Genomic DNA, 20,131 nt, shown 5'->3' with positions numbered 1-20,131 from the left:
ATTTACAGCCGCCCGATGAACTTTGGCGGCTGTTTTCCCGCGGCAAAAGATGCTAAGCGGGCGCCAATTCCGTCATGCTCCGAGGTATCCCGATGAAGTCGCTCACCCTGCGCCGCCCTGATGACTGGCACCTGCATCTTCGTGATGGCGCCATGCTGGAAGGGGTGATCGGGGATACGAGCCGCCATTTCGCCCGCGCCATCATTATGCCAAACCTGGTGCCGCCGGTTGTTACCACGGCCGACGCCCGCGCCTATCGCGAACGCATCGTCAAGGCAATTCCGGCGGGTGACCGTTTCGAGCCGTTGATGACCCTCTATCTGACCGAGGACACGCAGGCCGACGATGTGGAAGAGGGCAAAAAAAGCGGCCTCATCACTGCCGTCAAGCTCTATCCGGCGGGTGCGACCACCAATTCCCACGGCGGGGTGCGCGATTTCAACAAGGCCATGCCGGTTCTGGAACGCATGGCGAAGATCGGCTTGCCGCTTTGCGTGCACGGTGAGGTAACGACGCCGGAGGTCGATATTTTCGACCGCGAAAAGGCCTTCATCGATACGGTTCTGGAACCGCTGCGCCAGCGCCTGCCGGAGCTCAAGGTGACGATGGAGCACATCACCACCCGCGACGGCGTGGATTACATCAAGTCTTCCAAGGCCAACATCGCCGGCTCAATCACCACCCATCATCTCATCATCAACCGCAACGCCATTCTGGTTGGCGGCATCAAGCCACATTATTATTGCCTGCCCGTCGCCAAGCGCGAGGAGCACAGGCTTGCGCTGCGGGCTGCTGCGACGTCGGGCGACGCGCGCTTCTTCCTCGGCACGGACTCCGCTCCGCATGTGGACCCGCTGAAGGAATGCGCCTGCGGCTGCGCCGGCATCTATACCTCGATCAACACCATGAGCTGCCTTGCCCATGTCTTCGAGGATGAAAACGCCCTCGACAAGCTGGAGGCCTTCGCCTCGCTCAACGGCCCGGCCTGGTATGGTCTTGCGCCAAACGAGGAGACCATCACGCTGGTCAAGCGCGACGAGCCGGTATCATTCCCGGCCAAGATCGAGACGGGCGCGGGGCCGGTCACCGTATTTGACCCGATGTTCCCGCTCCATTGGGATGTAGACTGATTTTATAACCGCCGGCACTGCCGGCGGTTTTGTTATGGTCTGCCAGTACCTCGGCGGGCGACGGCATACCGAACAAAAACGCGTGCTTTCCGAACACCCATCCGGGTTTTCGGAGCGAGAAACCAAGGCCTAAAAGGAGAACGCCTATGAACCACTTCACATTCACCGATCGCACCGTCGTTGCGGAACTGGTTGCGAAAATGTTGTGGGAAATCAAGGCTGTCCATTTCAATTCCGAAAGCCCTTATACCTTTGCCTCGGGCATGAAGAGCCCTGTCTATATCGACATGCGCAAGCTGATCTCTTTCCCGCGCATTCGCTCCGCAGCCATGGATTTTGCGGCGGCGGCGGTGATGCGCGAGGCGGGTTTCGAGAAGTTCGACTGTGTCGCCGGCGGTGAAACGGCAGGCATTCCCTTTGCTGCTTTCCTTGCCGAGCGCCTCGGCCTGCCGATGATCTATTGCCGCAAGAAGCCGAAAGGCCACGGCCGCAATGCCCAGATCGAAGGCCATATGCCGGAAGGCGCTCGCGTTTTGGTCATCGAGGATCTGACGACGGCCGGCGGGTCGATGTTCACCTTCATCGATGCTATCCGGGCGGCTGGCGGCATTGTCGATCATGGCATCGCGCTGTTCTATTACGGCATCTTCGAAGAGGCTGAAGCGCGCTTTTCCAACGGCAATGTCAAACTGCATTATCTGACGACCTGGCGCGATGTTCTGGCTGTTGCCCGCGCTGAAAAACTGTTCGACGAAAAGACCCTGTCAGAGGTTGAAGCCTTCCTCGACAACCCACTGCCTTGGTCGGCAAAGCACGGCGGCGTCAGCGAATTGCCGCAATCGTGATTTCGGATGTGGCCAGCCCAGCTTGTGGCTGGCCTTCCGATCGATCTTCGTCTAAATCGATTTAAGTTCATTTGATTTGCTGTTTTGAGGAGGACCGTAATGATCCTGTGTTGTGGTGAAGCCCTGATTGACATGCTGCCCCGGCAGACGACGCTGGGCGAGGCGGGTTTTGCCCCCTATGCAGGCGGAGCGGTCTTCAACACGGCGATTGCGCTGGGGCGTCTCGGCGTTCCTTCCGCCTTCTTCACGGGTCTTTCCGATGACATGATGGGTGATATCCTGCGGGAAACCCTGCGCGCCAGCAATGTCGATTTCAGCTATTGCGCCACCCTTTCGCGCCCGACCACCATCGCCTTCGTGAAGCTGGTGGAAGGTCATGCGACCTATGCGTTCTACGACGAGAACACCGCTGGCCGGATGATTACCGAGAAGGAGCTTCCGGCACTGGGCGCGGATTGCGAGGCGCTGCATTTCGGCGCGATCAGCCTTATCCCGGAGCCCTGCGGCAGCACCTATGAGGCGCTGATGACACGCGAGCATGAAAGCCGTGTCATTTCGCTCGATCCCAATATCCGCCCCGGTTTCATCAAGGACAAGCAGTCGCATATGGCCCGCATCCGCCGCATGGCCGCCATGTCTGACATCGTCAAGTTCTCGGATGAGGACCTCGCCTGGTTCGGTCTTGAAGGGGATGAGGACACGCTTGCCCGCCATTGGCTGCATCACGGTGCAAAGCTGGTCGTCGTCACCCGTGGCGCCAAGGGCGCGGTGGGCTACACCTCCGGCTTGAAGGTTGAAGTCGCCTCTGAACGCGTCGAGGTCGTGGATACCGTTGGTGCTGGTGACACCTTCGATGCCGGCATTCTGGCTTCGCTGAAAATGCAGGGTCTTCTCACCAAGGCGCAGGTTGCCTCCCTGACGGAAGAGCAGATCAGAAAGGCGCTTGCGCTGGGGGCAAAGGCTGCGGCAGTCACCGTTTCGCGGGCCGGGGCAAATCCGCCCTTTGCGCATGAAATCGGTTTGTGATGGGCGCGGTTGAACCATTTTGAACGAGTGGTTCAACACTCTTCCCGGCGCTAAAGCCGTAAAAAACCGTTATTTCGATATTATGAAGCTTGTGTCCGCTGTTTTTTCACGAAACAAGCGTCGCATGAGCGTTCCCAAGTCCCATCCTTTTGATTTCGACCCGACCTATGGCATGCAGCGTGAACAGCTGCTGGCCATCACCCCGCCCGAGGCGCCACCCGGCTTCGATGATTTCTGGAAAAAGCGCTATCGCCGCGCGCTCGCCACGGATCCCCGGCCGGTGCTGCGCAAGAGCAGGCTCAGCGACCCCCGCTGGCATGTCCTAGATTTGACCTACACATCCACCGACGGTTTTCGCATCGGCGGATGGCTGCTTTTGCCGCGCGAGGGACAGGTGCGTCGCGGCCTCGTTGTTGGCCATGGTTATGGCGGTCGCGAGGCTCCTGATTTTGACGTGCCCGTGGAAGAGACGGCCGTGTTGTTTCCCTGTTTTCGTGGGCTTTCGCTCAGCACCTGTCCGCCGATCTCGTCCGATCCGGCCCTACATGTCCTCTATAATATCGACAGGAAGGACGATTACGTCATCGGCGGCTGCGTTGACGATCTGTGGGTTGCCGTTTCCACGCTCATAAGCCTTTATCCCTGGCTGGACGGGCAGGTGGGTTACAGCGGCATCAGTTTCGGCGGCGGCATCGGTGCCCTGGCCATTCCTTTCGACAAGCGCATTGATCGTGGCCACCTTGTCGTGCCGACATTCGGCCACAGGCCGTTCTGGTTGACGTTACCGACCGTTGGCAGCGCGGATGCCGTCCAGGCCTATTCCAAGACCCACGCCCATGTGCTCGAAACGCTGCGCCTGTTCGATGCCGCCTGTGCTGCCGCCCGCATAAAAGTCCCGATGCTGGTCGCGCCTGCGCTTTTCGATCCGGCAGTGGCGCCACCTTGCCAGTTCGCCGTGGCCAATGCTTTGCCAGAATCGAAATTTAATGAAATCTTCATCCTCGACGCCGGACATTTCGATTACCCTGACAGCGCATCGCAAGATGCGGTCCATAAGGACAAGGTCAGACGGTTTTTCAAGGTGCCATGAAACGCGAATATTTCCGTTGGTATAGTCACAGGCTCCATCGTGACATGGAGCTCCTGATATTCGGTCATGCCGGTGCGAAGGTGCTGATGTTTCCGACACGCGACGGGCGATTTTTCGAATATGAGGAACTGGGCCTTGTCGGCAGTCTCGCTGACAAGCTGGAGGCGGGCCACCTTCAGCTTTATTGCATAGAGGGGCTGGCCAGAGAGACCTTCTATGCGGCATGGCATCATCCCGCCGATCGCATTCGCCGCCATGCCGCTTTCGAAGAGTATATTCTGAACGAAGTGCTGCCGCTGATGTCAGAGAAAAATCCTCACGGCAGCACCATTGTGCAGGGTTGCAGTCTCGGTGCATTTCAGGCCGCCAGCCTCGTCTTTCGCCACCCGCATCTTTTTCGCAAGCTCGTCGCCTTTTCCGGTCGTTATGATCTGACGATGAAGGTGGAATCCTTCGGCGATCTGTTAGACGGTTATTACGACGACGACGTCTATTTCCATACACCCAGCCACTTTCTTCCGGGCCTTGACTGCCCATGGCGGCTTGATCACCTGCGGCGTATCGACATAGTCTTCACCATCGGCGATGCCGACCCGTTTCTGGACAACAATCATCATCTGAGCCGTGTCCTGTCGGATAAGCAGGTGGGGCATCGGATGCACGTCTGGGACGGCCGCGCCCACCGTGCGGGTGCGTGGCGCAAGATGGCCGCGCTTTATATTTGAGCCGCCCCATTAAAAAAGCCGGAGGTGTCTCCGGCTTTTTTGGATCTTGGTCGTAACGAACCTCAGCCCGCCAGACCCGCTAGCGCCTTCACCAGTCCCTGCGTCGAGCTGTCATGGCCCGCCGCACTTTCCTTGCCTTCGACGACGGGAAGCAGGCCGGTTGCCAATTCCTTGCCAAGCTCCACGCCCCATTGGTCGAAGGAGTTGATACGGAACAGCACGCCTTCGACGAAAACGCGGTGTTCGTAAAGCGCGATGAGGCGGCCAAGCGCAAAAGGCGTCAGCTTGTCGTAGACGAAGGTGATGGACGGGCGGTTGCCGGTGAAGACGCGGTGCGGCGCGATGAAATCGGCTTGGCTGTCTTCCATGCCCTTGGAGGTGAGCTGGGCTTTCGCTTCTGCAAGCGTACGGCCCTTCATCAGCGCTTCCGATTGCGCCAGGCAATTGGCGATGAGAAGCTGGTGCTGGTGGCGCAGTTCTGGCTCAAAACCATTGGCGGCAATCATGAATTCCGCCGGAATGACGCTCGTGCCCTGATGGATGAGCTGGTAAAAGGCGTGCTGACCGTTGGTGCCGGGCTCACCCCAGACGACCGGGCCGGACTGGCCTTCGACGGGCGTGCCGTCGATGGTCACACCCTTGCCGTTCGACTCCATGTCGAGCTGCTGCAGATAGGCGGGGAAACGCGACAGCCGCTGGTCATAAGGCAGGATTGCGCGTGTCGGATAATTCAGCACGTTACGGTTATAAAAACCGATGAGACCGAGCAGCATCGGCAGGTTTTCTCGGATCGGTGCCTCGCGGAAGTGCCTGTCCATGGCATGTGCACCATCCAGGAACTTGCCGAAATTATCCGGGCCGATGGCGATCATCAGCGGCAGGCCAATGGCCGACCAGATCGAATAACGTCCGCCCACCCAGTCCCAGAAACCGAAGATGCGGTCGCTTTCGATGCCGAAGGCGGCAACTTTTTCCAGCGCGGTGGAAACGGCGGCGAAGTGATGCTTGACGGCAGCCTCACCGAGCTTCTCGGCGATGAAGCGGCGCGCGGTGGCGGCGTTCGTCATCGTCTCGATGGTGGTGAAGGTCTTCGACGCCACGATGAAGAGCGAGGTCTCGGGGTCGATGAGCTTCAGCGTATCGGCAATATGCGCGCCATCGATGTTGGAAACGAAATGCGCGCGCGGGCCATCATGGAACGGTGCGAGCGCCAGCGTCGCCATGACCGGGCCGAGATCGGAGCCGCCGATGCCGATATTGATGACGTCGGTGATCTTTTTGCCGGTCGCACCCTTGAGGGAGCCGGAACGGATCGCATCGGCAAACTTGCCCATGGCCGCCAGAACGGCGTTCACATCGGGCATCACGTCCTTGCCGTCCACGAGAACCGGCGTGTTGGAGCGATTGCGTAGCGCCGTATGCAGCACGGCGCGGTCTTCGGTGAAGTTGATCGCCTTGCCGGAGAACATTTCTTCGCGCTTGGCCTCGACGCCGCCTTCGCGCGCGAGCTGTTCGAGAAGTGTGATGATCTCCTCATTCACGGCGCATTTGGAGTAGTCCATCAACAGGTCATCGAATTTGGCGCTGAAACGGCTGAATCTCTTGTCGTCTGCCGCAAAGGCGGCGCGCAGATCGGTTGCGGCTGTGCTGCTCGCCGTTGCTTTCAGTTTTTCGATGGTGGCCTGCATCTTGTGCTCCTCGGCTTCCGTGGAAGGATGAGGAAACTATTCTTTTTCAGGCGGCCAAATCAAGGCGACTTTGATAAAAGAAAAGGGCCGGGACGAAAGAAAGAGCCGGTCGTCCGGCTCTCCCCATTGCGCGTGACAATCAGTTCAGATTGCGCAATTCGCGCCGCAAGATTTTGCCGACATTCGATTTCGGCAACTCGGTGCGGAACTCGATGATTTTCGGCCTTTTGTAGTTGGTCAGGCTCTTGGCGCAGAAGGCCTTGAGTTCCGCTTCCGTGAGCGACTGGTCCTTCTTGACAACGAAAAGCTTAACGGTTTCGCCGGAATGTTCATCCGGAACACCGATTGCGGCGCATTCCAGCACGCCCGGATGGCTGGCGGCCACTTCCTCTACTTCGTTTGGATAGACGTTGAAACCGGAAACGAGGATCATGTCCTTCTTGCGGTCGACGATCTTGGTGTAACCGCGCTCGTCCATGAAGCCCATGTCGCCGGAACGGAAGAAGCCGTCCGCCGTCATGGCTTTCGCGGTTTCATCCGGCCTTTGCCAATAGCCGGCCATGACCTGTGGGCCGCGAATGCAGATCTCGCCGACTTCACCTGTTGGCAGGCTCTTGCCGTCCTCGTCGCGAATATCGATTTCCGTAGAGGAGATGGGCAGGCCGATGGTGCCGCTGAATTCCGTGGAATCGAGACGATTGACCGTTGCAACGGGTGATGTCTCGGAGAGGCCGTAACCCTCGGCAATCGGGCAGCCGACGATGGAAAGCCAGCGTTCCGCGACAGGCCTCTGCACGGCCATGCCGCCACCGAGAACCAGAATGAGCGATGACAGATCGAGTTTGCGGAAATCCTCATTGTTCATCAGCGCGTTGAAAAGCGTGTTGATGCCGGGGAAAATATGCGGCTGATAATGCGTCAGTTCCTTCACGAAGCCGGGAATGTCGCGTGGATTGGCGATCAGCAGATTGTGGCCGCCGAGCGCAATGCCCATCAGCGAATTCACCGTCAATGCGAAGATGTGGCAGAGCGGCAGCGCGCAGATGAAGTTCAGAACATCAGGGCGGTCCTTTCGGCCGTTGAAGGCGGCGTCCAGCCACAGGCTGATCTGAAGCTTGTTGGCCAGAAGGTTGGCATGGGTGAGAACCGCACCCTTTGAGACGCCCGTCGTTCCACCGGTATATTGCAGGAAGGCGATGTCCTGTGCCGTGAGGCTGACCGGCTTCAAGGAAAATCCCTGGCCTTCCTTCAGCATGGCCTTGAAGCTGATCGAGCCGGGGATGGCGTAGGCCGGCACCAGCTTCTTGACCTTGCGAACCACCAGGTTGACGATATGACCCTTGAGGCCGAGAAGATCACCCATCGCGGCGACGACCACATGCCGCACCGCGGTTTTTGGTACCGCCTGCTGCGCCACATGGGCGAAGTTTTCCAGCACGAACAGGGCTTTCGCGCCGGAATCTTTCAGCTGGTGTTCCAGTTCGCGCGGGGTATAGAGCGGGTTGACATTGACCACGACCATGCCCGCCCGTAGAATTCCATAAACCGCGACGGGATTTTGCAGGATATTCGGCATCATCACTGCAACCCGGTCTCCTTTTTCCAACCCTCTGGACTGCAGCCAGGCAGCGACCGCGCGGGTCTCGGCGTCCAGTTCCCGATAGGTCAGGGACTTTCCCATGCTGGAAAAGGCCTTGCGATCGGCAAATTGCTTGCAACTCTTTTCGAGAAGGTCGACGAGCGAGGCATTTGTCGAGGTGGGGATCTCTGAAGGCACGCCCGGCGGATAGGATGCCAGCCAGCGTTTGGTAACACCGACATTTTCCGGATGTCCCAGGGACAATTCACTCATGCTGCTCCTCCCAGAGTCTTTGTCGCGCCGCGCGTTCGATGAACCGCGAAGAGGCGCTTTGTGCTGCCTGACATTCACGAAGCGCCCGCATTCAGGCGGCCCAATCAGCCTGATTGAGGGAACCCCGTGTGGCGTCACCGGATCGACCGCTCCTCTCGCTCCCCGGTGACGAATGATAGACGCGTAATCCCTTAACGTCCATCTTGTTGGCAAAGCTTATTTAACTCTAACGTAAACGTCAATATTGCTGCCGCACATTGCGCCAATCCGTGAGGAGAAACGCATTTCGCCAGGCTTTTTTGACTTTAATCCTGATTTGAGCGATCAACATAATTCGCAAAGCAGGGCAGGATTGGAAATGGCAGGCAGAGTAGCGCTGGAACTGAAATCGGTCGGGAAGAGATTCGGCGATACGGATGTGCTGTCCGATATCGATCTTTCCGTCGAACGCGGCGAAATCATTTGCCTGGTGGGGCGCTCCGGCTGTGGAAAATCGACCTTGCTGCGCATCGTGGCGGGTGTGGAGACATCAGACCATGGCAGCGTTTCCCTGAACGGCGCTGTCGTTGCCGGTCCCGCTGTTTTCGTGGAGCCGGAAAAGCGCAATATCGGTTTCGTCTTTCAGGACTATGCGTTGTTCCCGCATCTGACCGTGGAACAGAATGTCATGTTCGGTCTACGGTCGCTGCCGAAGGCGGAGGCGCGTCGTCGTGCTGCGGAAATGATCGAACATGTTCACCTGCAGGAACTGGCGAAACGTTATCCGCATACGCTGTCGGGCGGGGAGCAGCAGCGTGTGGCTCTTGCCCGCGCGCTTGCCCCGCAGCCGGGATTACTTCTGATGGACGAACCCTTTTCCAATCTGGACAGGGGACTGCGAGACAGTGTGCGTGAGGAAACGCTCGGGCTCCTGCGGCAGCTGGGCACCACGGCGATCATGGTCACCCATGATCCGGAAGAAGCGCTTTCCGCAGGCGACCGTGTGGTTCTGATGCAGCAAGGTCGCATCGTGCAGAGCGGCACGGGTTACGAAATCCACGATCATCCCAAAACCCGTTATGCCGCCGATTTTTTCTGCGCCTTCAACAAGATCGAGGGCCGGATGAGACAGGGCCGCGTCGAAACGCCGCTCGGGCTTCTGGGCGATGCGTCCGATCTGCCTGACGGTCTCGCCGCCGTTGCCTATGTTCGCCCAAATGCGATTTCGATCATCGAGGACGGTGCGGCGAAAGAAGGAATTGCCGGCGAAATATCGAGCCGTGTCTTCCTCGGGGAGATCGAGCAGCTTGGCATAGCCGTGCCCGGACTTTCGGCAGATCTGCGTGTGAGGACGATGCAGCGCACACCCACCCGGACCAAGACGGTGCGCTTCGGTATCGATCCCAAGGGAGTGTTGATATTTACTGTAGGTTGAGTGAGCGGATTTGCATGCTTATTCTCGCTCCATTTTCAACTCTTGGTGATCGACTCCGCCTTGAAAACAGAGAAATAAAACTTGATTTGGTGCGTCATGTATGATGTCTGCTCCTCCATATTGCCGCTATCGCAGAGGGAGACAAAACATGACGAAATTTACGAGATTTGCCCTGCTTGCCAGCACGGTTGCCTTTGCGACCGGAACGGCCGGCGCTGCTGAACTCAACATTTATACCACCCGCGAACCGGGCCTGATCCAGCCGCTGCTCGACTCTTTCACTGCCTCGAGCGGCGTCAAGGTCAATACCGTGTTCCTGAAGGATGGTCTTGCCGAGCGCGTTCTGAGCGAGGGCGCAAGCTCGCCTGCCGACGTTCTGATGACGGTGGATGCCGGTAATCTCGTTGATCTCGCCGAAAAGGGTGTCACCCAGGCGGTCGAATCCGAGACCCTGACCAAGGCTGTTCCCGCTGAGCTTCGCGATGCCAAGGGTCACTGGTTCGCGCTGTCCATGCGCGCCCGTGTTCTCTACGCAGCGAAGGATCTCGATCTCGCCGCCTTCAACTATGAAGATCTGGCGGATGCGAAGTGGAAGGGCAAGGTCTGCATTCGCGCCGGCCAGCATCCCTATAACACGGCGCTGTTTGCCGATTACATTGCCCACTACGGCGCTGCGGACACCGAGAAGTGGCTCGCCGGCGTCAAGGACAACCTGGCCCGCAAGGCCGGCGGCGGCGACCGTGACGTTGCCAAGGACATCCTCGGCGGCATTTGCGATATCGGCATTGCCAACTCCTATTATGTCGGCCTGATGCGCTCGGGCAAGGGCGGCGAGGAGCAGGTGAAGTGGGGCGATGCCATCAAGGTGGTTCTGCCGACCTTCAAAAATGGCGGCACGCAGGTCAATATCAGCGGCGCAGCCGTGGCCAAGAACGCTCCGAACAAGGCGGAAGCCGTCAAGCTTCTGGAATATCTCGTCTCCGACGAAGCCCAGAAGATTTATGCTGAAGCCAACTACGAATATCCGGTCAAGCAGGGCGCGGCTCTCAACGAGATCATCGCTTCCTTCGGCACGCTGAAGATCGACAACAAGCCGCTCACGGAAATCGTCTCGCATCGCAAGCAGGCGAGCGAGCTGGTCGACAAGGTCGGTTTCGACAAGTAAGGCCAGTCGACGATAACAATGTGGAAGGCGTTCGCACCCGCGGACGCCTTTCCGCGTATTTTCCAGAAGCACATGAATCCAGACGCCATCCAGCCATTGCCCCCCCCGGCGAGAGCCAGGTTTTCCTCCACCTTCTGGTGGCTGGGCCTTTCTTTGCTCGCGGTTTGTGGCGCCATGGTGCCGGTTCTGGCGCTTGTTTCGCAGGCGGTGCAGGGCTCGGACGGCCTGTGGGCGCATCTCGGCTCGACCGTGCTCTGGACGGCGCTTCCGGATACGGCGATCCTTCTCGCCGGGGTCGGGCTGCTGGCCGGTGTCGTCGGAACCTATGCCGCCTGGCTGGTCACCGCTTATGATTTTCCCGGCCGCAAAATATTGGAATGGGCGCTGCTGCTGCCGCTGGCCATGCCCACCTATATCGTCGCTTACGCCTATCTGGATATTCTGCATCCGATAGGACCGGTGCAGGGTGCGATCCGCTGGCTGCTCGGTTATTCCAGCCCGCGTGAGCTCCGTCTGCCGGACATAAGGTCCATGACGGGCTGCATCGTCCTTCTCGGCTTCGTGCTGTTTCCCTATGTCTATATTCCCGTGCGCGCCATGTTCCTGACGCAGGCGGGAAACCTGCTGGAAGCGGCGCGAACGCTCGGCGTTTCCAGACGCGCGGCCTTCTTCAAGGTGGCAGTGCCGCTGGCGCGACCAGCGATTGCGGTCGGCATCAGTCTTGCGCTGATGGAAGCGCTGAATGATATAGGCGCTTCGGAGTTCCTTGGCGTCCGCACTCTCACCGTTTCCGTCTACACCACCTGGGTCACGAAATCGGACCTGCCGGGTGCGGCGCAGATCGCGCTATCCATGTTGTTCATCGTTGTTGCCCTCGTGGCGCTGGAGCGCTGGGCGCGGCGCAGGCAGCGTTATTCGGTTTCGGCGCAGAAAAACAGGGAACTGGAGCCGCTGCGGTTGACCGGCCCGAAGGGCTGGGCGGCCTTTGCGCTTGGCAGCCTGCCGGTCCTGATCGGCTTCGTGGCGCCGGCGAGCTATCTCGTCATCGAGGCATGGAAGCGGTTCCGCTTCAGCGGCCTGTCGGCGCGCTTTGCCGAGGAGGCCGCGAACACCATCCTCTTTGCCGGGCTGGCGACGGCGATCACCCTTATCCTCGGGCTCGCGGTTGCTTACGCAATGCGGCTTGCACCGGGACGTCTCGCGCGCTGGTCCTATCGCCTTTCGACGGTTGGATATGCGGCCCCGGGCACGGTCATCGCCATCGGCGTGCTGATCGCGCTTGGCGGTTTCGACCGTTTTGTCGACCAGACCATGCGTGACTGGTTCGGCATTTCCACCGGCCTCATCTTCATTGGCAGCGGCGCCGCCCTCATCTATGCCTATTGCGCCCGTTTCCTTACCATTGCCGCTGGTGGTGTCGATGCGGGGCTCAGCCGCATCCCGCAATCCTTCGATCACGCCTCGCGCACGCTTGGGCGTTCCGCGACCCAGACCTTCCGCCAGATTCATCTGCCGCTTTCCAGGGCCTCGCTGGCGGCGGCGGCACTGCTGATCTTCGTCGATTGCGTCAAGGAACTTCCCGCCACGCTTCTCCTTCGCCCGCTCAATTTCGAAACCTTCGCCACCCATCTTTATGGTGAAGCGGCACGCGGCACCTATGAGGAGGCGTCTATCGCAGCTCTGGCGATTGTCGTCATCGGCATGCTCCCTGTGGTGCTGCTTGCGAGGATCGGCCGACGCAAGGGCTGATTCCATGTCCGCCCTCACAAATGGCGGGTCTGAAACTGTGTGAGAAGCCAATAAGCTTCAAATCAGCCCCGAAAACGACAAGCATCCCGCCTTAATCCTGATGTAAACACTCATCTTAATTGAGGCGCTGCGGCCTGTCGGATATGATACCGGCTGCGATCTGTTTCGGGGCATATCTTTGAAAAATTTGCATGGGATGTTTTTGAGCCGTCTGCTGTTGGGAACGGCTGCCGTTGTTCTGATGGGGCCCGTGATGGGCCACGCGCAGGAAACGACCGTTCTGCAGCAGATTACCGTTGAAGGGCAGGGCGCGGAAAACGCGACTGGCCCGGTCCGGGGTTATGTCGCGACGAAAAGCGCCAGCGGTTCGAAAACCGAGACGGAAACCAAGGATATTCCGCAATCCGTATCTGTCGTCGGCCGCCAGGAAATGGATGACCGCGGCGCGGTGACGAAAATCGACGAGGTGCTGCGTTATACCCCCGGTGTGACGGCGGAGCCTTTCGGCGCCGACCCCGACACGGACTGGTTTTACATTCGTGGCTTCCAGGCCACCCAGACGGGCGTGTTTCTGGATGGTCTGAACCTGTTCAGCTACGGTTTCGGCGGTTTCCAGATGGATGCCTACGGTCTGGAGCGCGTGGAAGTTCTAAAGGGCCCCGCCTCTGTGCTTTACGGTGGCGCCAATCCCGGTGGTATCGTGCAGATGGTCCGTAAGCGCCCGCAGGATGAGCCGGTGCGCGAAACGGAAATCGGCATCAATAATTTCGGCAATGCCTTCTTCGGTTTCGATCTCGGCGACAAGGTCGATGGTGAAGGCGTGTGGAAATACCGCGTCACCGGCAAGGTCTCGGGCGGCGACAATTACACTGACTATTCCGAGGATCTGCGCGGTTTCATCATGCCGCAGATCACCTTCGAGCCGGACGCACAGACAAGCGCCACGCTCTACGGCTATTTCTCGGCGCTTGATCAGGTTCATATCGGCAACGGTTTCCTGCCCTATGTCGGCACCGTGGTCGACGCACCCTTCGGCAAGCTTGACCGCAAGGCCTTTTATGGCGAGCCGGATATCGATAATGGCCGCGTCTACCAGTCCATGGTGGGTTACGAGGTCAGCCATGAATTCGACAACGGCTGGAAGATCAGCCAGAACGCCCGCTATGGCCACCTCTACAAGCATGAGAAAGGGCCCTATCCGGGCGGCTGGGCCAATGCCGATGCCAACGGTCAGCCGATCCTCGATCCCACCACTAACGACTATATGCTGACCCGCTTCGGTTATGACGGTTTGTCGAAGGTCGACAGCTTCGGCATCGACAACCGCGTCGAAGGCCAGTTCGATACCGGCGCGGTCAGCCATTCGCTGCTGTTCGGCCTTGATTATAAATATTACCGGCTGGATCAGGTGCAGGCCTGCTGTGGATCGAATGCGATCGGCGCGCTGAAGCCGGTCTATGGCTCGACACAGGGAACGAACTTCGTTTATGCCGACAATATCGTCACCCAGCAGCAGATCGGCATCTATGCCCAGGATCAGTTGCGGTTTGGCGATGGCTGGCTGGTCACGCTGAATGGCCGTTATGACTACGTCGATACGGAACTGAACAACAGGCTGCCGGCGGGTGTTTCCCGCCGCTCCAATGACGACGCGCTGAGCGGCCGTGCCGGTCTGGCCTATGAATTCGACAATGGCCTGACCCCTTATATCTCGGCCGCCACCTTCTTCAATCCGCTGATCGATACGCTTGCCGACGGCACCCCGGCTTCCCCGGAGGAAGGGCATCAGTTCGAAGCCGGCATCAAATACGAGCCGAGCTTCTTCGACGGCAGCATCACGGCCTCCGTCTTCAAGCTGGTCAAGGACAATGCCATCGTTTCCTATACCGCCGGCGGCGTGACCACGAGCGGCCAGTTCGGGCAGGTGGAATCCACCGGCTTCGAGCTGGAGGCCAAAGCCAATCTCAGCGAGAACTGGAAGGCGCTCGCCTCCTATTCCTATACGGATCTGGAGATTACCCGCGATGCCAACCCGAACCTTATCGGCAAATCGCCCTGGATCGTGCCCACCCAAACCGCCTCGCTGTGGCTGGACTATACCTTCACCAATGATGCACTCGATGGGCTGAGCCTAGGCGGCGGCGTACGGTATCAGGGTAAATCCTGGGCGGATGAGGCAAATACGCTGCGCGTTCCGGATGCCGCCGTCTTCGACGCCGCAATCCGCTACGAGAAGAACGACTGGACCGCATCGATCAACGTCGCCAATGTCTTCGACAAGGAATATGTGAAAAGCTGCGCCGGCGTCTCCGTTTGCGGCTGGGGCGATAGCCGCACCGTCACCTTCAAGCTTTCCAAGAAGTGGTAATGCTTGGCCGAAGGCCGGCAGTTGCGGGGTAAGCAGTTTGCCACTATAAACATGAATAGATTTATCATGTTTATAGTGGCGCCATGGCGCCCTGCGGGATCGAGAGGCCATGGCTTTCCGCGTGCGGATGGAAAATGAGATCGAGGGCTTTGCCGTCATCGGCGGCCCGCGCTCAAGGGTGTGGAACGGCATCGTCGCCGATCTCTGGGATGTGCGCTGCGCTCCCAAGGCGGGTGGCCGTTATGTCGGCAAGGATCCGCGTTTCGTTTTCCTGCTCGATATGGATGGGAAGGATGACGGCCGTTTCATGATGAACCGCTGCCGCCGCGACGCTTACGGCTCGTCCAGGGCGAACCGGATTTCCTTCGTGCCCGCCGATATCGATGTACATGCCGAACTCAGCAATGTCTCCTTCGTGCGCCATCTCGATCTGCACTTCGATGCGGGATTGCTGGGTGCGAGGCTGGCGCAGGGCTTCGATCCCCACGCGCTTCTCGATCCGCATCTGATGTTCGAGGATGAACGGCTGCTGGCGCTCGCGCGGCTGATTGCTGCGGAATGCGATAATCCCGATCCGCTGCATGACCTCTACGGCGAAAGCCTCGTGCTGGCGCTCTTGACGGATTTCCTCAAGGTGAAAAGGGAGCCGGTCAGGAAACGCAGCAAGCTTGCCGCCTGGCAATTGCGGGCGGCGACCGATTATATCCGTGAACATTGCCTGCGGTCGATCCGGCTGGAGGAACTGGCGGAACTCACCAACCTGTCGCAATCCCATTTCAGCCACGCCTTCAAGGCGTCAACCGGTGTGCCGCCGCACCAATGGCAGATGCAGGCACGCATCGATCGCGTCAAAGAACTGATGACGCGGTCGGACATGGCGCTGACCGATATCGCCATTGCCGCCGGTTTTTCGGATCAGGCGCATTTTTCCCGCGTCTTCCGCAAGATGGTCGGCGTTTCCCCTTCCGTCTGGCAGAAAATCCGCCAATAGGCGCCGTTTCGTTCCCTCCTCCTTCAAAAAAATCCGGTCACGAAGCCGGAAACTCTTCGGAACGATTTGCCGGGTGCCGGGGTTTACCAGGCGTGACACCAACGAAGAAATCGATGGAGGAAACTATCATGTTGCATCAGGAACCCCGCGTCGGACAGGACCCCTATGTCAAGGATACGCCGAGCCTGATCGCCAGCGACAAGGTGGAAGGCACCCGTGTCTATGGAGCCGACAGCAAGCATATCGGCTCGATACAGCGCATCATTCTCGAAAAGCGCGGCGGGCGCGTCGCCTATGCGGTGTTGAGCTTCGGCGGCTTCCTCGGCATCGGCGACGATTATTATCCGCTGCCGTGGGAAAAGCTGCATTACGACGAAGAACTCGACGGCTATCGTATCGACCTCACCAAGGAAAAGATCGAAAATGCGCCTCACTTCGCCAATCTCGATGATAACGACCTGCTAAACGCCAGGGACCGTAAGGTCTATGACTATTATGGCGTCGCACCGTATTGGATGTAAGGTCCAAGGAGAATGCGCTTCCGACTGTTTAATCATCGAAAGCGTCGCAAACAAAAGAACGGCTCCTTTTCAGGAGCCGTTTTCTTTTGGGTGCATCAATGCGGGTTTTTCTGCATCTCGGAAACCGCATCGGTGAAGCATTTGCGCGCTTCTTCGGGCGATTTTCGCCCGTCAAGGGCGGCACGGCAGGCGCTTCTGGCTTTCACGAAGCTCAATCCGCCAATCCTGGGCCAGCCTTCCGTCAACAATGTCAGCGCTTCGAAGGGGCCGGCGATGACACTCTTGCCCTTCGCCTCAAGGTTGACCTCGACAGGTTCTGTCCATCTCTCGTTCTTCATCGTGCACCTCCCAGAGCAACGCGATCCCGAAATACACCCGACAGCAAAGCAACCCATGAACGCAGCCGTGTGTCACTGTCACTTAGGATATGCGCAAGCAAGCGAATTGACAACGGGGATCAGCGGAAGCCGAAAAACGAAAGGATCGCCAGAACGATGACGACGAGGCCGACGATGTAGATGATCTGGTTCATGATTTTCTCCTTGGCTGGTGTCATCACCATAACGTGAAGGAGAAGACGAAGTTCCAACATCCAATAAGAATTTAATCACGTACTAAAATGTTGCGGACGTCCGATCGCCGATGAGCGCGGGTGTCATCTCCGCAGGATCACCCAGATCGCGTGGATGATGCCGGGAACATAACCGCAAAGCGTCAGAAGAATATTCAGCCAGAAATGCAGGCCGAGCCCGACCTGAAGAAATACGCCGACGGGCGGGAGGAGGATGGCGATGAGAATACGAATGACGTCCACGAGGATTGGCTTTCCAGTTTGTGATCACTGGCCAGTCAACGTGTATAACCGCAATTTGGTTTCAAATCTCGCTCTGACCGGCAAGGTCGTTGCAATGCAAAGATCAATCGCATGGACGCGTTGATCGAGTAATGATCACAACTGGGGAGGAAGAAATGGTGCCGCTTACGTGACTCGAACACGTGACCCCGTCATTACGAATGACGTGCTCTACCAACTGAGCTAAAGCGGCCCGATTTTGACCCGCTTGTTGCGGATCAGCTTCATGGCGGGCTGATACAGGCAATGTTCACGGATTTCAAGCCTTGAATGTGCTGGTTTTGAAATTTCCGCAAAAAGCTTTGCCTGTCCATTGTCTGCCCGAGACTTCAGCCTTTCCCGCAGATGCGCTTTTTGGCCGTTTCATATTCATTTGCCAAGCGATCGACGAGCACCGCCACCGGTTCCACCGCCTTGACGGCGCCGATTCCTTGCCCCGCGCCCCAGATATCTTTCCAGGCCTTGGCGCCGCCGGAGACTGTTTCGAAGTCCATTTTTGAAGGATCGGCTTCGGGCAGATTGTCGGGGTCCATGCCGGAGGCGACGATCGAGCTTTTCAGGTAGTTGCCATGCACACCCGTGAAATAGTTCGAATAGACGATATCCTTGGCCTGCGCTTCCACAATCGCCTGCTTGTAGCCTTCGGATGCGCGCGCTTCCTCGGTGGCGATGAAAGGGGAGCCGATATAGGCCATATCCGCGCCCATGGCCTGCGCCGCGAGAATGGAGCCGCCATTGGCGATGGCGCCGGCCAGCAGCAGCGGGCCGTCGAACCATTCGCGGATTTCCTGAACGAGGGCGAAGGGTGAAAGCGTGCCCGCATGTCCGCCGGCACCCGTCGCCACCGCGATAAGCCCATCCGCACCCTTGCGAATGGCGGAGCGGGCATGGCGGTCGTTGATGACGTCATGGAGCACGATGCCGCCATAGGAATGCACCGCCGCATTGACCTCCGGCACCGCGCCAAGTGAGGAAATCACCACCGGCACCTTGTATTTCACGCAAAGGCTGAGGTCATGTTCCAGCCGGCGATTGGACATGTGCACGATCTGGTTGACCGCGAAGGGTGCTGCCGGGCGCTCGGGATTGGCCCGGTTATGAGCCTCAAGCTCCTCGGTAATCATCGCCAGCCATTCGTCAAGCTGGCTTTCAGGCCGCGCATTGAGTGCCGGGAAAGCGCCGATGACGCCGGCCTTGCATTGCGCCAGCGTCAGTTGCGGATGTGAAATGATGAATAGCGGTGATGCTATGACCGGAAGACGCAGATTGTCTTTCAGCACGGACGGTAGCATGTCTCCTCCCATGAATTACGTTTACGCGCACGTAAGTCAATATCGCGTTCAGCAGCAGATTGAAAGCGAAAACAGCACGGCATTCGCCTCTCGAATCTGCGTTCGTAGCGCCACAATGGATCGATTTTCCTGAAATCAATCCGGTCTTTATCATAAACGAAGCTTGCGGAGGGGCGGTATAGCCGTTACCGAATCGTGAACCCATGGCGCAGCGCCGCATACTTTTGCAAAGCGCAATAGAACAAGGATCGGTTGTGAGCGGACTGGAAACGGCAATCAGAAATGCTCTGGAAAAATCGGACAGATCGAACGCCGAAGTTCGTGCGCGGATTTATCAATCTTCCCGCCAGGCGCTGGAAGCGGGCCTGCGCAAGCAGGGCATAGACGATCCGCAGCTTGTCGCCCAGCAGCGCCAGCGGCTTGAAGGGCTGATCCACCAGATCGAGAATGAAGAGCGCAACCGGCTTCTGGATATGGTGGAACAGCAATTGCGTCCGCCAGTAGCGGAAAGTCCGGCACAGGATGATCACGCGGTCGATCCCGTTTCGCAGACGCCTCACCACGGCGATTTGGGTGTTGAGCCGGAACTGCGTGGTGAAACGCGAGATGTTCGACCGGGTGCTGCCGTCGCTCCGGCGCCGTTGAATGCGGGACAGCGCAATGGAAAGCCGCCGAAGAGAGGCTCGCGCGCCAGCGATTCTTCGCTTGCCTTCCGCCCGGAAGGCGCGGTGGGCCGCCGCAAGCGCCGGGGGCTTTTCGCCCGGCTTTTCATCTACGTGACGCTTCTGGCCTTCATCGGTTTCGGCGCCTGGTGGGTTTATTCCTCTGGCCTCCTGCTCTCGCCGGAGCAGCGCGATACCAGCGTGCCCAATCCGCCGGCGCAGGTGCAGGCGGAGGATTTCAACGGGACGGAGCCCGCGCCGCGCCTTTCCGCCGGCCGTGGTTTTTCCGATGACTGGGTGGAAATCTTCAACGCGGAGCGTGGCGGTTCCGGTGTTTCGGCCGGCCCGCGCGCCAATGTGGAAAACATCGCCACACCCGCCGGCAAGGCGATAAAGCTGACCTCGAGGAGTGTCTCGCAGGATGGCGCCGTCAGCGTCGAGGTTCCGGTGGAGGTGATGCGGGATATGGCGGGCAAGTCCTCGACCATTTCGATCACGCTGCAATCCTCCAGCGACCGGCAGACCCAGGTTTCCGTCGCCTGTGATTTCGCGACATTGGGCGATTGCTCCCGCCACCGCTTCACCGCCACGGCCGAGCGCGCGGACATGCTGCTAAATACGACATTCGAACGATCTCTCGCCCCCAATGCGCCGGGCAAGATCTTCATCAACAGCGATATCGATGGCAGCGGCCGCCCGGTTAATCTTTATTCCGTGCGCATTCTGCCGGGCCAGTAAGAGAAAAACAGGCGTCTCGAAA

The 20,131-nt window shown here is 58.8% G+C and carries 17 protein-coding genes and 1 tRNA gene; 12 read left to right on the top strand and 6 right to left on the bottom strand.

Translation table 11 applies throughout. The features are described from left to right. Positions 1-92: 92 nt before the first annotated feature. From pyrC to ACQZ48_RS22905, 5 genes are all read left to right on the top strand, one after another. Entirely contained in the window at positions 93-1,130 is a 1,038-nt protein-coding gene (pyrC, locus tag ACQZ48_RS22925) for a dihydroorotase (protein WP_137409709.1), read from the top strand. 146 nt (positions 1,131-1,276) lie between these two features. Beyond that, a complete protein-coding gene (locus ACQZ48_RS22920; RefSeq protein WP_077984455.1) occupies positions 1,277-1,975 on the top strand; it encodes an orotate phosphoribosyltransferase in 699 nt (232 codons plus the stop codon). 99 nt (positions 1,976-2,074) lie between these two features. Next, positions 2,075-3,001 (top strand): carbohydrate kinase family protein, encoded by a 927-nt coding sequence (locus tag ACQZ48_RS22915; protein WP_137409710.1) that lies wholly within the window; start codon positions 2,075-2,077, stop codon positions 2,999-3,001. A 124-nt stretch (positions 3,002-3,125) separates the two neighbouring features. Further along, positions 3,126-4,091 carry an acetylxylan esterase gene (locus ACQZ48_RS22910; protein WP_077984479.1) on the top strand — a complete coding sequence of 322 codons (966 nt, stop codon included), beginning with the start codon at positions 3,126-3,128 and terminating at the stop codon, positions 4,089-4,091. Further along, positions 4,088-4,816, top strand: a complete 729-nt coding sequence (locus ACQZ48_RS22905; RefSeq protein ID WP_191217384.1) for an esterase family protein — start codon at positions 4,088-4,090, stop codon at positions 4,814-4,816. Before ACQZ48_RS22910 ends, ACQZ48_RS22905 begins: the two co-directional genes overlap by 4 nt. A 62-nt stretch (positions 4,817-4,878) precedes the next feature. Here the strand turns inward: ACQZ48_RS22905 and pgi are convergent, their stop codons facing one another. Continuing rightward, the gene (gene pgi / locus ACQZ48_RS22900; RefSeq protein ID WP_137409713.1) at positions 4,879-6,504 is read right to left on the bottom strand and encodes a glucose-6-phosphate isomerase; all 1,626 of its coding nucleotides are present in this window, start codon (positions 6,502-6,504) and stop codon (positions 4,879-4,881) included. A 139-nt stretch (positions 6,505-6,643) separates the two neighbouring features. Further along, positions 6,644-8,356 carry a long-chain fatty acid--CoA ligase gene (locus ACQZ48_RS22895; RefSeq protein ID WP_191217385.1) on the bottom strand — a complete coding sequence of 571 codons (1,713 nt, stop codon included), beginning with the start codon at positions 8,354-8,356 and terminating at the stop codon, positions 6,644-6,646. Between the two features lie 358 nt (positions 8,357-8,714). Between ACQZ48_RS22895 and ACQZ48_RS22890 the strand changes: the two genes are divergently transcribed. From ACQZ48_RS22890 to ACQZ48_RS22865, 6 genes are all read left to right on the top strand, one after another. Next, positions 8,715-9,770: an ABC transporter ATP-binding protein gene (locus ACQZ48_RS22890; RefSeq protein WP_448729517.1), complete on the top strand. Its 1,056-nt coding sequence runs from the start codon at positions 8,715-8,717 to the stop codon at positions 9,768-9,770. A gap of 148 nt (positions 9,771-9,918) precedes the next feature. After that, positions 9,919-10,935, top strand: a complete 1,017-nt coding sequence (locus ACQZ48_RS22885) for an extracellular solute-binding protein (protein ID WP_443387408.1) — start codon at positions 9,919-9,921, stop codon at positions 10,933-10,935. A 72-nt stretch (positions 10,936-11,007) separates the two neighbouring features. Then, entirely contained in the window at positions 11,008-12,684 is a 1,677-nt protein-coding gene (locus ACQZ48_RS22880) for an ABC transporter permease (protein ID WP_448729516.1), read from the top strand. A 178-nt stretch (positions 12,685-12,862) separates the two neighbouring features. Then, complete coding sequence (locus ACQZ48_RS22875) at positions 12,863-15,052, top strand: TonB-dependent siderophore receptor (RefSeq protein WP_448729515.1); 2,190 nt, start codon at positions 12,863-12,865, stop codon at positions 15,050-15,052. 109 nt (positions 15,053-15,161) lie between these two features. Next, entirely contained in the window at positions 15,162-16,043 is an 882-nt protein-coding gene (locus ACQZ48_RS22870; protein WP_448729514.1) for a helix-turn-helix transcriptional regulator, read from the top strand. Between the two features lie 128 nt (positions 16,044-16,171). Next, positions 16,172-16,564, top strand: coding sequence for a PRC-barrel domain-containing protein (locus ACQZ48_RS22865; RefSeq protein WP_170985438.1), 393 nt, complete (start codon positions 16,172-16,174; stop codon positions 16,562-16,564). A gap of 95 nt (positions 16,565-16,659) precedes the next feature. On the opposite strand, the gene ACQZ48_RS22860 is transcribed toward ACQZ48_RS22865, so the two are convergent. The 4 genes from ACQZ48_RS22860 to ACQZ48_RS22845 form a co-directional block, all read right to left on the bottom strand. Next, positions 16,660-16,902 (bottom strand): DUF982 domain-containing protein, encoded by a 243-nt coding sequence (locus tag ACQZ48_RS22860; protein WP_137409720.1) that lies wholly within the window; start codon positions 16,900-16,902, stop codon positions 16,660-16,662. A gap of 317 nt (positions 16,903-17,219) precedes the next feature. Then, positions 17,220-17,378: a YqaE/Pmp3 family membrane protein gene (locus ACQZ48_RS22855; RefSeq protein WP_077224834.1), complete on the bottom strand. Its 159-nt coding sequence runs from the start codon at positions 17,376-17,378 to the stop codon at positions 17,220-17,222. 156 nt (positions 17,379-17,534) lie between these two features. Beyond that, positions 17,535-17,610 (bottom strand) — tRNA-Thr (locus ACQZ48_RS22850). 136 nt (positions 17,611-17,746) lie between these two features. Then, positions 17,747-18,709: an NAD(P)H-dependent flavin oxidoreductase gene (locus ACQZ48_RS22845; RefSeq protein ID WP_137409728.1), complete on the bottom strand. Its 963-nt coding sequence runs from the start codon at positions 18,707-18,709 to the stop codon at positions 17,747-17,749. Between the two features lie 254 nt (positions 18,710-18,963). On the opposite strand from ACQZ48_RS22845, the gene ACQZ48_RS22840 reads away from it, so the two are divergent. Then, positions 18,964-20,109 (top strand): hypothetical protein, encoded by a 1,146-nt coding sequence (locus ACQZ48_RS22840; protein WP_162520450.1) that lies wholly within the window; start codon positions 18,964-18,966, stop codon positions 20,107-20,109. The last annotated feature ends 22 nt before the right edge of the window (positions 20,110-20,131 follow it).

The sequence above is a fragment of the Agrobacterium sp. 22-209-1 genome (genome assembly GCF_053522485.1).
The sequence above is the reverse complement of the archived record's forward strand: the minus strand, read 5'-3'. Positions and strand labels throughout refer to the sequence as shown.